12 protein-coding genes are annotated in these 13,783 nt (G+C 39.4%); all 12 read left to right on the top strand.

The window, feature by feature from the left end:
* Positions 1-108: 108 nt before the first annotated feature.
* The 12 genes from E7B10_RS08100 (at position 109) to E7B10_RS08045 (ending at position 13,748) form a co-directional block, all read left to right on the top strand.
* On the top strand, positions 109-1,062 hold the full coding sequence (locus E7B10_RS08100) for a cation diffusion facilitator family transporter (RefSeq protein WP_021147868.1): 954 nt from the start codon (positions 109-111) through the stop codon (positions 1,060-1,062).
* A 125-nt stretch (positions 1,063-1,187) separates the two neighbouring features.
* Positions 1,188-2,468: a serine--tRNA ligase gene (serS, locus tag E7B10_RS08095; protein WP_004695438.1), complete on the top strand. Its 1,281-nt coding sequence runs from the start codon at positions 1,188-1,190 to the stop codon at positions 2,466-2,468.
* A gap of 13 nt (positions 2,469-2,481) precedes the next feature.
* Entirely contained in the window at positions 2,482-3,126 is a 645-nt protein-coding gene (gene fsa / locus E7B10_RS08090) for a fructose-6-phosphate aldolase (RefSeq protein WP_008715804.1), read from the top strand.
* A 59-nt stretch (positions 3,127-3,185) separates the two neighbouring features.
* A complete protein-coding gene (gene glpX, locus E7B10_RS08085) occupies positions 3,186-4,148 on the top strand; it encodes a class II fructose-bisphosphatase (protein WP_004695442.1) in 963 nt (320 codons plus the stop codon).
* 201 nt (positions 4,149-4,349) lie between these two features.
* Positions 4,350-5,615: a UDP-N-acetylglucosamine 1-carboxyvinyltransferase gene (gene murA, locus E7B10_RS08080; RefSeq protein WP_004695444.1), complete on the top strand. Its 1,266-nt coding sequence runs from the start codon at positions 4,350-4,352 to the stop codon at positions 5,613-5,615.
* Positions 5,596-6,981, top strand: a complete 1,386-nt coding sequence (locus tag E7B10_RS08075; protein WP_038125913.1) for a rod shape-determining protein — start codon at positions 5,596-5,598, stop codon at positions 6,979-6,981. The genes murA and E7B10_RS08075 overlap by 20 nt, the downstream gene beginning before the upstream one ends.
* A 227-nt stretch (positions 6,982-7,208) precedes the next feature.
* On the top strand, positions 7,209-8,549 hold the full coding sequence (locus tag E7B10_RS08070; RefSeq protein ID WP_008715801.1) for a phosphodiester glycosidase family protein: 1,341 nt from the start codon (positions 7,209-7,211) through the stop codon (positions 8,547-8,549).
* 88 nt (positions 8,550-8,637) lie between these two features.
* A complete protein-coding gene (locus tag E7B10_RS08065) occupies positions 8,638-8,922 on the top strand; it encodes a biotin/lipoyl-containing protein (RefSeq protein ID WP_004695449.1) in 285 nt (94 codons plus the stop codon).
* A gap of 12 nt (positions 8,923-8,934) precedes the next feature.
* Complete coding sequence (locus E7B10_RS08060; RefSeq protein ID WP_008715799.1) at positions 8,935-10,917, top strand: SpoIVB peptidase S55 domain-containing protein; 1,983 nt, start codon at positions 8,935-8,937, stop codon at positions 10,915-10,917.
* Positions 10,918-10,947: 30 nt separating this feature from the next.
* The gene (locus tag E7B10_RS08055) at positions 10,948-11,709 is read left to right on the top strand and encodes an ABC transporter permease (RefSeq protein WP_004695453.1); all 762 of its coding nucleotides are present in this window, start codon (positions 10,948-10,950) and stop codon (positions 11,707-11,709) included.
* Between the two features lie 21 nt (positions 11,710-11,730).
* Entirely contained in the window at positions 11,731-12,489 is a 759-nt protein-coding gene (locus tag E7B10_RS08050; RefSeq protein WP_287507773.1) for an ABC transporter ATP-binding protein, read from the top strand.
* Positions 12,489-13,748, top strand: coding sequence for an MlaD family protein (locus E7B10_RS08045; protein ID WP_287507771.1), 1,260 nt, complete (start codon positions 12,489-12,491; stop codon positions 13,746-13,748). The genes E7B10_RS08050 and E7B10_RS08045 overlap by 1 nt, the downstream gene beginning before the upstream one ends.
* Positions 13,749-13,783: the final 35 nt, after the last annotated feature.

The raw sequence follows: 13,783 nt of genomic DNA, 5'->3' as shown, positions 1-13,783 counted from the left end.
AGGTCCACCGTGCATAAGGTATACGGTGGACTTTTTGTAATACATTTTATACACTTCGATGATTAGTGTATAATAAAGATGTATATAAGTCAGAAAGGAGTGTGCTCAATGGATATATTAGGGGCAAGGCGCTCCATTGAACAGAAACTGCTGATGCAATCCGTAGGGCTTATGGCTTTGGTGGCTGTGAGCGGTACGATAATGGGGATTGTAACGGGATCTAGTGCAGTGTTGTTAGATGGGGTATTCTCCTTCGTTGATGTTGTTATTAAGATTATGATGCTTATGACAGCTAAGTTAGTTGCTAGAGAAACGAGTAAGCGATTCCAATTCGGTTTTTGGCAATTTGAACCTCTGGTGCTCGCCGTGGAGGGCTTTTTTATTCTTCTCATAGTAATTTATGCCTTATCTAGTGGGATTACAGATCTTTTGTCTGGTGGACGTCACGTAGACTTCGGGCCAGCTATTTTCTATGCTATATTCTTTACTGTTGCGGATACTGCTTACTATCTTTATGTACGTCGTATTAATAAAAGTTTGCAGTCTAACTTGATTAAATTTGATAATGTAAGCTGGTATGTCGATGCTTTGTTAGAAGCGGCTATCTTGATTAGTTTCGTTGTAGCTACTATGCTAGAAAGTACTGAATATGCTAGATGGGCTACTTATATTGACCCTATTGTATTAATTATTTTAGCGGTACAGATGATACCCTCTGCATTTCGTATCATTGTGCCATCCATGAAACAAATATTAGGATGGGCACCAACTTCATTGCATAATGAAGTGCAAGAAATTATGGATCGATTTATGGAAAAGTATAATTTTAAAGATTATGTGACGAGCGTGCAAGTATATGGCAATACTCGAATCATTGAAATTGATATTTTAGTTCCTAAAAGTTTTCCATATCAAACCATTGCTGAAATTGATGCTATTCGCAATGAAATTGACCAAGAAATCGGCGGTAACCCAACGGAAAAATGGGTGACCATTTCTTTTACAGGCACGCGTAAATGGATGGCAAAAGATTATTTGCTAGATGAAGAAGAGGATGAATAATATAAAATATTGGTGAGAAGTCTAGTATATAGCACATAATTTAATGATAAATACACCAATATATGGTATACTTAAACGTATTGAATATATTGTGCGTAACATAGTTGGAAAATGAGGTTTATAGTATGTTAGATTTAAAATTTGTCCGTGAAAATATTGATTTAGTGCAACAAAATTTAGATAATCGTCATACAAAAGGCGATCTGAAAACCTTTGTATCCGCTTATGATGAACGTCGTCAATTGATCGGTCGAGTAGAAGAATTAAAAGCGCTTCGCAATTCTGTAACAGAAGAAATTAGCAAATTAAAACGCAACAAAGAAAATGCTGATGAAAAAATCGCAGAAATGAAAAAAGTAGGCGATGAGATTGCTGAGTTTGATAACCGTATTCGCGAAGTGGAAACAAAATTGCGCGATGCGGCATTGATGTTGCCAAATATGTGTGATGCATCTGTTCCTGTAGGGGCCGATGAAGATGAAAATGTGGAGCAACGCAAATGGGGCGAACCACGTCAATTTAATTTTGATGTACAGGCTCATTGGGATTTAGGTGAAAGCCTCGATATCCTTGATTTCAATCGTGCAGGCAAAATGAGTGGAGCTCGCTTTACTGTGTATAAGGGGTTAGGGGCTCGTTTGGAACGCGCTCTTATCAACTTCATGGTGGATCTTCATGTAGATAAACATGGCTATACTGAAATGATGACTCCATATATGGTAACACGTGAAACTTTGACGGGCACTGGGCAATTGCCTAAATTTGCTGAAGATATGTACCATGTAGAGGGAACGGAATATTTCTTGATTCCAACTGCTGAGGTTACATTGACTAATTATCACGGTGGTGAAATTTTGAGCGAAGAGGAATTGCCTAAATACTATACTGCATTCACCGCATGTTTCCGTGCTGAAGCGGGTTCCGCGGGGCGTGATACTCGTGGCCTTATTCGCCAACATCAATTTAATAAAGTTGAAATGGTTAAATTAGCTAAACCGGAAGATTCTTTCAAAGAATTAGAAACATTAACGGATAATGCAGAAGAAGTATTACGTTTATTAGAATTACCGTTCCGTGTTATCACTCTGTGCACAGGTGATATGGGCTTTGGTTCTGCTAAAACCTATGATGTAGAGGTGTGGATGCCTGCACAAGGCAAGTATAGAGAAATTTCCTCTTGCTCTAATATGACTGATTTCCAAGCTCGTCGTGCTAATATTAAATTCCGTCGTGGACCTAAGGGTAAACCGGAATTTGTTCATACATTAAATGGATCTGGCCTTGCAGTAGGGCGTACGGTAGCTGCTATCTTGGAAAACTATCAACAAGCCGATGGGTCCGTTGTAATTCCAAAAGTTCTCGTGCCATACATGGGTGGCGTTGAAGTGATTTCACCGGCTAAATAAGAGGGGGCATTTTATGAGATTCTTTATTGATACAGCAGAATTTGATGAGATTAAAGAGGCCTATGATTTTGGTTTTATTGATGGCGTAACTACAAACCCATCGCTTATCGTGAAAGCTAAACGCGATTTGAAACAAGTTATTTCTGAAATTGCAAACCTTGTTGATGGACCTGTTAGCGCAGAGGTTATTTCCTCTGATGCTGAAGGCATGGTGGCGGAAGCACATGACCTTGTGAAATTAGGCTCTAATGTGGTTATTAAAGTTCCTATGACTCCAGAAGGTCTTAAAGCCGTTGCTATTTTGAGCAAAGAAGGCATTAAAACGAATGTGACTTTGATTTTTTCTGCAAACCAAGCCTTATTAGCTGCTCGTGCAGGTGCAAGTTATGTGAGTCCATTTGTGGGTCGTATTGATGATATCAGCATGGATGGTCTTACATTGATTCAAGATATTACAGATATTTTCGCTATTCATGAAATTGAAACTGAAATTATTGCTGCAAGTGTGAGAACTCCGCTGCATATTATTCAATGTGCTAAGGCAGGTGCTCATATTGCAACTGTTCCATTTAAAGTACTCATGCAAGCTATGAAACATCCGTTGACTGATGCAGGACTTGCAAAATTTATGGAAGATTGGAAACAAGCTAATCAATAAGTTAGAGACTCTAGGTAAGAGTCATATCAATACATAGAGGACTTATAAGGAGGCCCATTATGGATCGTACATTATCTTTGGAATTTGCTCGTGTCGTTGAAGCCGCAGCTTTGCGTAGCGGTCGTTTGCTTGGCCGTGGGCAAAAGGATGCAGCCGATGGTCTTGCTGTAGATGCTATGCGTCAAGCGTTTGATTCTGTTCGCATTTCTGGTACTGTGGTTATCGGAGAAGGCGAAATTGATGAAGCTCCTATGCTTTATATCGGAGAACACGTAGGTGCTGGCGGACCAGAAGTAGATATCGCTGTTGATCCTATTGAAGGGACAAACTTGATTGCTAAAGGTCAAAATGGTGCTATTGCAGTTATGGCGATTGCAGAAAAAGGTGGCTTGTTACATGCACCGGATATGTACATGGAGAAACTTTGTGTTGGTCCTCGAGGTGCAGGTGCTATCGATATTACGAAATCTTTGACCGAAAATATCAAAAATGTAGCGGCTAAAATGGAACGTAATGTAGATGAAATCACGTTGGTTATGCTTGATCGTGAGCGTCATCAAGGCTTGATGAAAGAGGCTCGTGAAGTAGGGGCTCGTATTATGCTCATTTCTGATGGTGATGTTAATCCAGCTATGGAATGTTGTATCGAAGGTTCTGGGGTGCACATGGTTGTAGGTACTGGTGGTGCACCTGAAGGTGTATTAGCGGCTGCAGCCTTAAAATGTGTAGGCGGCGATATGCAAGCTCGCTTAAAACCAGAAACGGAAGAAGAAATTCGTCGTTGCCATGAAATGGGCATTGCCGATGTAAACCAAGTGCTCACATTAAATGATTTAGTTCGTACTGATGATGTTATTTTTGCGGCTACTGCCATTACACGTGGTAACTTATTAAATCCAATTCAATATTTCCCAGGTGGTGCGCGTACACATACTATTGTGATGCGGTCTAAAACTGGTACGGTTCGTTTCCTTGATACAGTGCATATGGATCATAAACTTAAAACATTAAAAGCTAAATAAGAATAAAGCCCTGAAATATACTCAAAAATTTGGCACAAATTTTTGAGATATATTCAGGGCTTTTTTTTCTTTGTATTTTCTCTCATTCTCTTGATGAGATATATCGAAAAATAGTATAATAACATTTAGTATATGACGTTATAAATACAAGGTCTTGTAGCTTATACAAGATGAACGATATAAAGTGTAGGAGGAATTCTGTTGGAAAAGTTAATCATTCAAGGTGGCAATCGATTGGAAGGACGTGTACGTGTTAGTAGTGCTAAAAATGCAGTACTCCCTATTATTGCCGGTACTTTGCTAGCATCAACGCCTAGTAAATTGCTTGAAATTCCAAATTTAGAAGATGTAGGCACGATTTGCCAAGTTATCGAGTCTTTGGGGGTTAAAATCACTCGTAATAATGCAGATGGTGAAATTGTTTTCGATGCTTCTACATTGACTGCTACGGAAGCTCCTTATGAACTTGTGCGTAAAATGCGTGCATCCTTTCTTGTCATGGGTCCACTTTTGGCTCGTAAAGGGGAGGCTAAAATCTCAATGCCTGGTGGATGTGCTATCGGTGCACGTCCCATTGATCTTCATTTAAAAGCATTTGAAGCATTAGGTGCAAAAATTGAAATTACTGAAGATTATGTATATGCTCATGCTCCGGAAGGACTTAAAGGGACTCAAATTTATTTGGATTTCCCAAGTGTGGGGGCTACAGAGAATGTAATTATGGCTGCTTCTATGGCGGAAGGTAAAACCGTTATCGAAAATGCTGCAGAAGAGCCTGAAATTGTTGATTTAGCTACATTCTTAAATGCTATGGGTGCTAATATTCGCGGAGCTGGTACAAATGTGATTCGTATTGAAGGTGTACCTCAATTACACGGTGCTATTCATACAGTTATTCCTGATCGCATTGAAGCTGGTACATATTTAATCGCTGCTGCTATGGCAGGTGGTGATGTATTCGTAGAAAATGCATTGCCAGAACATCTAAAACCAGTAGTGGCTAAATTAAAGGAAGCTGGTGTAACAGTAGAGGAAGAAATCGACGGCATTCGCGTTATCAGTAGTGGTAAAGGCATTAAAGCTGTCGATATTAAAACCTTGCCATACCCTGGATTCCCAACAGATATGCAAGCTCAATTCATGGCTCTTACCACGATTGCGGAAGGCACTAGTACAGTAACAGAAACTGTATTTGAAAATCGTTTTATGCATGTTGCTGAACTTCGTAAAATGGGGGCGCATATTGACATCGATAATCGTCAAGCTATTGTCGAAGGTATGCCAAGCTTACACGGGGCTATAGTGAATGCTACTGACCTGCGTGCTGGAGCGGCGCTGGTATGCGCTGCATTGACTGCGGAAGGTAGAACAGAAGTCGGTCGTTTACATCATATTGACCGAGGTTATGATGATTTTGTAGGTAAATTGCAAAGGTTAGGTGCTGATATTGTTCGGGTTGACGAATAAGAGTACACAGCCAAAACAAAATAAAAAGAAAAGAAGCCGGCGCTCTAAAGGGCCGGCTTTATACAACGAGCAACAGAACTTAGGTGCTGCAAAGGTTGAGAATTCGAAAGCGAGTACTACACGTAAACCATTGAGAAGGACAAAACGTAAGTCTACTAAGCTTTCAAATGGCGTGGCAAAGCAAGCTAATCATTTGGCCTCCAATATGCGCGAGACCATGATTAAAGTTACAAAAATGCGCCGTGCTGAACGACGTAGTCGTGAGACTGTAGCGATTGCTAAAACAACGCCAGCCATGACATTAAAACGTTTAGTTCGACCTGAGCAAGTTGGAGATTTTATGAGTCGTTTGAATCGATCCTTAAACTTCGATTTGGGAATTGATTTAGGGACTGCAAATATCCTCATTTTTGCGAAGGGTAAAGGCTTGGTATTAGATGAACCTGCGTATATTGCACGGGATGATAAAACCGGTGATATTCTTGCTTTAGGTGAGGCTGCACGTTCTATGGTAGGCCGCACTCCAAAAGGGATTTCCGTCATCCGTCCAGTTCAAGCGGGCGTTATTGCAGATTATGATATGACAGAATTCATGTTGAAGTACTTTATTCGCTCCGTTGTACCTGCTTCTAGATTGATGAAGACGCGTATTATCGTATGTGTGCCATCAGGCATTACACCTGTAGAGAAACGCGCCATTTTAGAGGCCTTACTCAGAACCGGTGCAAAAAAGACGGTCCTTATTGAAGAGCCATTGGCTGCTGCTATGGGGACTGGTCTCAATGATGCTAAGCACGTAGGGGCGATGGTTGTCGATGTTGGCGGTGGCACTACGGATATTGCCGTTCTTTGTGATACGGGTGTGGTTGTAAGTGAATCACTTCGCATCGGTGGAGATTCTTTTAACGAATCTATTATCCGTTATATCCGCCGTAAGAAGCGCCTCGTTATTGGTCCGCTAACGGCAGAGAAAATTAAAATTTCTGTAGGGACTGTGGATCGTCGTGCAAAGGAGCGTACGATTGAGGTACGAGGACGAGATGCAAGTTCTGGATTACCAAAGATGGTTGCGGTGAATTCTTTAGAGATTCAACGTGCTCTAGAAGCACAAGTGATGAATGTTTTGGAAGGCGTTAAGTCCATTTTAGAAAAAACTCCACCGGAACTTGTGGCCGCTATCAATGATCATGGTATCATTCTTACTGGTGGTGGCGCGCTCATCGATGGATTAGACCGTGTTATTACACGTTCTATTGGAATCGCGGCATACCTTGTAGAATCTCCAAGATATGCAGTAATTAAAGGTGTTGCAAAGGCTTTAGATGAAATGTCACAGCTTCGTGATACATTAGATGAGTTACAATAATATAGTTACAATAATATATCATGATGAAGTAAGCTTAAATTGACGAGGTTATGGTCTACAGTTATTCTATTTTATGTATGGAGTATCTTTAGACTGTAACTTCGTTTTTCGTTTATTTTTTGAATTTTTCATCTTTATGCTGTATACTATAGTAAAAGTATATTGCGTAAAATTGATGTAATGATATAAGGCCATTATTATGGTTTGTAGCTATAGAGGAATTAAAGATGAAACGATATCTGTATATGACTTTTGCTGTTTTAGGTCTACTGGGTAGTACCGTTCCTCATGCTGAGGCCGGTAATTTAACAGGGGTGCGCGTATCTAATCATGAAGGTACAAGCCGAATTGTTTTAGATGTATCTGAAATGCCTGTATCTTGGACTCAATCCTATAATGAAGAAACACATGCTCTTACATTGAACTTAGGGGGTACTACAAATGGTTTAACTGGCCCCATATCACAAAATGATAAAAAAACGGGAGTTCTTAAAGGCATTGGTTTACAACCGGTTAATGGGGCCTTACGAGTAACATTAACAGCGAATAAGGATGTACAACATCATGAGTTTGCATTAGAAAAGCCTTCGCGTATAGTAGTGGATTTATTTTCTGGCTATGCGCAACAGACTACAAAAGATGTAAATAAATCTGTAACGTATAGCAAAATTAATAACACCGTAGCTGAAGGGAAAATTCAAGCCTTTGCATTGACCGTAGATAATGATTCACCTATGGTGGTGGCGCATGTTCCAGAAGGTAAACCATTATCTTCTGTCACTCAAGCTCATACAGCTATCATTGGAGCAAAGGTAAAAGGGGGCAGTTTTGAACGACCTTACTCAGTGGCGAGTGATGGAGCCATTGATTTAGAGCGTATTTCTAATCGTGGTACGTTACGATATACGCCTAATAGAGGATACTTTATAGAAGAGAAAAAACCTTTGCTTCAAGCTAAAACAAAGAATGAGAGTTTTGTAATCACCTCCGTTGATACGGTTCGTAAAGAGAATGCATTGACCCTTTATACGTCAACTTATGGTCCTTCTACAAAGACCAATGAATATGGTTATGAAGTGACTGTAGCTAATGGCAAGGTTATTAGTAAACAAAAGGGAAATTCTAAAATTGGGGAAAACCAATACGTATTGTCTGGTCATGGCGAATCTGGAAGTGCTTTACGTAAATTAAAAGTTGGAACACCTATTACGATTCAAAATAGAGAAGAACTTGCTCAAGTTAGTACTACCGGTGGAGCTAGTTTAGAAGTGGGCACTATGGTGATGAAAGGCGGTCGCTATGTAGGAGCTGATGAATCTAATAACAAAGGTCGTAGTTTCATTGGAACCACAAAGGAACATGATTTAGTTGTGCTAACAGTTGATAAATCCGAACTTCAATCTGTAGGTGTGACTCAAAAAGAAGGAGCTCAGTTATTGTCTAAATTAGGTGTTGTTGATGGCGCTGAATTATCAAATCAAGGTAGCATTGATATAGTTATCAATGATGATTATGTACACAAATCTTCTGCACCTATGAGTTATGAGGATATAGTAATCATAAAATAGATTCGTTGCATACAATTTTGTTTGAAATATTACTAATAATTTAGTATACTATAAATACATAACTAATTTTGTAAAAGGAGGGATCGTTATGAAAAGAGTAGTGTTAGCTTTAGCTGCATTAGGTATTTTAAGTGTTAGCTCTGTAATGGCGGCCCCTGTATCATACCAAAGTGTATTAACAGGTAAAGTTGCTTCTACAGTTTCTGTTGGTACTTCTGTAACAGAAGGCCAAACATTGGTGACTGTAGAGACATTGGCTGGTCCTATGGCTGCTGCTAAATCTACTGTAACTGGTACTGTAACGGCGGTTAATGTTACAGTGGGTTCAGACGTTTCTCGTGATCAAATCGTTGTCACTGTAGAAAGTAAATAAAGGAGAGAAGGAATGAAGTTTTCTCATTCTTGGCGTTGGTATAGAAAAGCGATACTGGCGCTTTTCTTCTGTACTTCACTTACAACTGCACAGGCTATTGATTTTATGCCTGTCAATGATGTAACAACAGGTATGGAAGGTATTGCAAAAACTGTAATCGTAGGGGATACTATTTCCACCTTTGATGTAAAGGTACTGGGTGTCATGAAGGATAAGGGACCATCTGGTCATCTTATTTTAGCCAAGTTTTCCGGCCCCGTTATGGATCAAACTGGTGGCATTGCGCATGGTATGAGTGGTAGCCCTGTATATATAAATGGTAAACTCGTTGGGGCTGTTGCTTATGGCTGGGGGTTTGCGGATGGTACGATAGGTATGATTACTCCTATTGAGGATATGGTCAAACTATGGAATATACCATATGAGAAAAACTTATCTAAACCTTGGGATGATACACAATTGATTCCTTTAGGTACTCCACTTATGGCATATGGCTTCGATGCGGCATCAATGGAATACTTTAAATCGAAGTTACCACAATATAAATATGAAACATATGACACCGCAAGTGCTAGTGGTGATGAAATTGCAAAACCTTTAGAAGCTGGTGGCTCAGTAGCGGCTTTGCTAGTTGATGGTGACCTTAAATTGGGCGCTATTGGTACTGTTACTCATGTAGATGGTGAAAAGGTTGTTGCCTTTGGTCATCCATTCTTAAAACATGGTTCTTCTAACTATTTTATGCACAATGCAAGTATCTTTACCGTTGTAAAAAGCTATAATGCTGCCTTTAAGCTTGGCTCTATGGGTAAAGAGATTGGCTCTGTTACCGAAGATAGAGGTGCCGGTATTGCAGGTGTATCAGGCGTGATTTCGCCAGGTATTCCATTGCGATTCCATTTAAAGGATATTGATATGGGCCGTGATAGAACTAGTTCCGTCAAGGTTATTGAAGATGGTGAAATGACACCAACTTTAGCAGCTACAGCCTTATACAATATGTTGAATAAAACATTGGATCGCAGTGGCTCTGGTACGGCTACAATTTCTTATACTATTACGCCAAAAGGGAAAGAACATAAGCCATTAACGCGGACAAATATGTTCTACAGCTCTGATTCTATTAGTGAAAAAGCAGTTGATGAATTTTATAATGTCATTGATGTTCTTATGAACAATCGATTCATCAACTATGAAATTTCGGATATTTCGGTTGAAACAAACGTAACGCAAGATAAGAAAACAGCAAAGCTTATCGATGCTTCTGCTTCGTCTACTGTAGTTTCTCCTGGGGATACTATCGTAGTAGATGTAACATTAGAGCCGTTCCGCGGTGAAAAGGTTATTAAACAAATTTTCTTTAAGGTACCTGAAGATCAAGCTATTGGTAAGTATACCTTAGAGGTGCGTGGCGGTGGCGAGATTCCATTACCATACGTATTGGAAAAACAGAAATATAATTTAACAGATGAAATTTTACGCCGTTTGAAAGTTCATAAAGATTTTGATGAGCTTTATGATGAAATTCAAAAGACAGATACAAATAATCAAATCGTTGTAGAATTTTTGGAAGATGGTATCAGCTTAGTTGATGAAGATGGCTCTCAATCTGTTAAAAAGGCTAAGCTTAAAGATGTGGAATCAAAACCTATGCCAGGGGATGTAAAGAAAAAAACAGGTCAAGAAGATTTGAGTTCTAGTAAGGATGATGAAAAGAAACCTGAAAAGACTGCTGTTGATACTGAGTACATTGTGCAAGGTGATGGTCAATTTACGATTCATGTAATGAAGCCTGCTGATCGGGATAAAGAATTAGCAAAACGTGTCAAAGAAGCGAAACATCAGATTAAGATGGAACGCAAGTTAGAATTGGAAGATCAATCTAAAAAAGATAAAACGGATAAAGCTGAGTCTAAAAAGGATTCTAAAAAAGAGTCGAAAGAAACCAATAAAAAAGATGAGGCTAATGCTGGTGGAACAAATACAGCTGAATAAGTTGAAACTGTAAGGGAAAGGGATAGACTGTTGAGTTGGCTAGAATCGATAGGTCGAGTCGTCATAAACGGCTTATCGCAGATGGGTAGTGCTACATTATTAGTGTGGCAAACAATAAAACAATTAAAAATGATTAATCTGTGGCATGTATTTCAACAGATGGCTCACTTAGGGGTAGACTCCTTGCCTATTATTAGCTTAACTCTACTCTTTGCTGGTGCCGTTATGACCTTACAGATTACAGATGTACTCATTACCTATGGTGCTCAAAGTACAGTAGGTGGCCTTATGGCTGTAGCTATGGGCCGTGAATTGGGTCCTATCTTAGTTGGTGTAGTATTAGCCGGCCGTGTTGGCGCAGCTATCACGGCTGAAATTGGTACAATGAAGGTAACAGAACAAATTGATGCCCTACGTGTTATGGCTGTTGATCCTGTTGGTTACCTCGTGGTACCACGTGTAGTAGCGTGTATGATTATGGTGCCAATTTTGGCATTTTATGGTGTTGTTATCGGTATTGCCGGTGGTTACTTTGTAGCCACTGTTATCAAGGGTTTGGCGCCTAGTACATATTTAGATTCTATTCAAATGTTTTCTACCATTTCAGATTTCACCTTAGGACTTATAAAGTCTAGTGTGTTTGGTGCTGTCATTGCATTGGTAGGTGCTTATAAGGGCATGGAAACTAAAATGGGCGCAGAAGCTGTTGGTTTTTCCACTACTAGTTCTGTAGTAACTAGTATTATTCTAGTATTTGTATTAAATTACTTTTTATCTACATTGTTATTTTAGTGGATATTTTTAGAGGGATTTATGATTGAACTACGCAATGTTGTAGTTGCCTACGAGTCACGTGTGATTTTAGACTCTGTTAATCTCACTATTAATGATGGGGAGACGTTAGTTATATTAGGCGGCAGTGGTAGTGGTAAAAGTACATTACTTCGCTTATTAATAGGTTTACAACGTCCTACATCAGGGCAGATTATCGTAGATGGCACAGATATAACTACATTATCTGAAGATGAATTTAATACGGTACGAAGAAAAATGGGGATGGTATTCCAATATTCAGCTTTGTTTGATTCTATGTCGGTAGGTGAGAACGTAGCTTTTGGTTTGCGTCAACATACGAAGTTAAAGGATGACGAAATCAAACGCATTGTGGCAGAAAGACTTGATTGGGTTGGTTTAAAGGGATATGAGTCCTATATGCCTAATGAGTTATCTGGTGGTATGAAAAAGCGGGTTAGCTTAGCTCGTGCTATAGCACTAGATCCGAGTTTAATTCTTTATGATGAACCTTCATCAGGGTTAGATCCTATTACATCAGGTACGATTAGTATGCTAATTAAGGGGATGCAGAATCGGCTTGGTTGTACTTCTATCGTGGTAACACATGATATGCAGTCAGCATTTTATGTTGCTGACCGCATAGCTTTACTCGATCAGGGGCATTTTGTAGAAATTTCTGATACAATAGAATTTAAGAATTCTACAAATAAGAAGGTACAACAATTTATTCATGGTGAAGCAGAGCCGATTAACGAATCTGCGATGGGAGAAATATAATGAAGTGGACGACGGAGGCCAAGGTAGGGGCTTTTACAATAATAGGTATAGTTCTATTCATTGCAGGCATACTATTTGTAGGCCGTATCGATATTTGGGCTAAACCGCAAATGACAATTACAGGTGATTTCACTCAAGTAAATGGCTTAAAAAATGGGAATCAGGTTAAATTTTCCGGCGTGGCTATCGGGACTGTTTCTGATATTGAAATTACACCGCGTGGCGTTGTGGTTAAGATGAAACTTGATGAAAAAACGCAGATTCCAAGTGACTCGATCTTTTCCTTGGGGTCAGATGGTTTTTTAGGTGATAAATTTATTCAAATTTCACCAGGACAGTCTAAAGTATATTTACAAGATGGTGACTCCGTTAAAGGTGAAGGCGTTGATGCTGTGGATAAGGCCATGCAGAGTGCACAAAAATTAATGGATGGTACTGAGAAGATGCTACAGTCTATTAATAGTATTATTGGTGATCCTGCAACTCAAAGTGCACTTAAATATTCTTTGCAATCTACAGCTGTGATGGCTGATAATGCGGTAGCTATTACACAAAATATGGCGGATGTAACGGCTCAGCTAAATCAAGCAGCACAACAGTTTAATGCTGATGGTAATGCAGGCAATGATATGCGTGCTATTTTAACTAATTTAAAACAAACTACTGATCGTGTAGATAATATGGCTCGTACCATGGAATCAACTGTAACAGATCCTAAAGCACAAGAAAATATTAAGGAGACTTTACATAATACGGCACAGATTTCAGCTCGCATCAATAAACTGATGGGCGGAAAGGCGTACCAAACGGATGTAAATGGAAATAGTGTAGAGGTTGGTATGACTGAAAAAAAGTCATCTACCAAGATTGAACCATCTGTAGATTTGTTGTATAACACAACGGATAATGAATTCCGTGTCAATGGTAGAGTACGTGCCTTTAACAATAAAGGAATGGCTGAAATTGGCCTTTCTAATATAGATGATGATACTACTTTTGATCTGAATGCAGGTCGATTTATCAGTTCTAAATGGTTGGTGCGTGGTGGTATTTTTGAAAGTGAATTGGGTCTTGGGGTGGATTATAACCTCCGTGGTCCAGTGTCCTTATCAGCCGCGCTATATGACCTTAATCATCGTAAATATCGTATTCGTAGTGATATACGTTTGCATAAAGATACCTATGGCGTTATTCAAATGACCAGACCGTTCAGTTCTACGAATGGAGGTACCTATTTCGGTATTAAACAAGTATTCTAATGACTAACACATTTACTCTATATGAGTATGGAGGT

The sequence above is a fragment of the Veillonella sp. genome (assembly GCF_032470285.1).
Taxonomy (GTDB): Bacteria; Bacillota; Negativicutes; order Veillonellales; family Veillonellaceae; genus Veillonella.
Note: the sequence above shows the minus strand (reverse complement) of the source record. Positions and strands in the feature narration are given on the sequence as shown.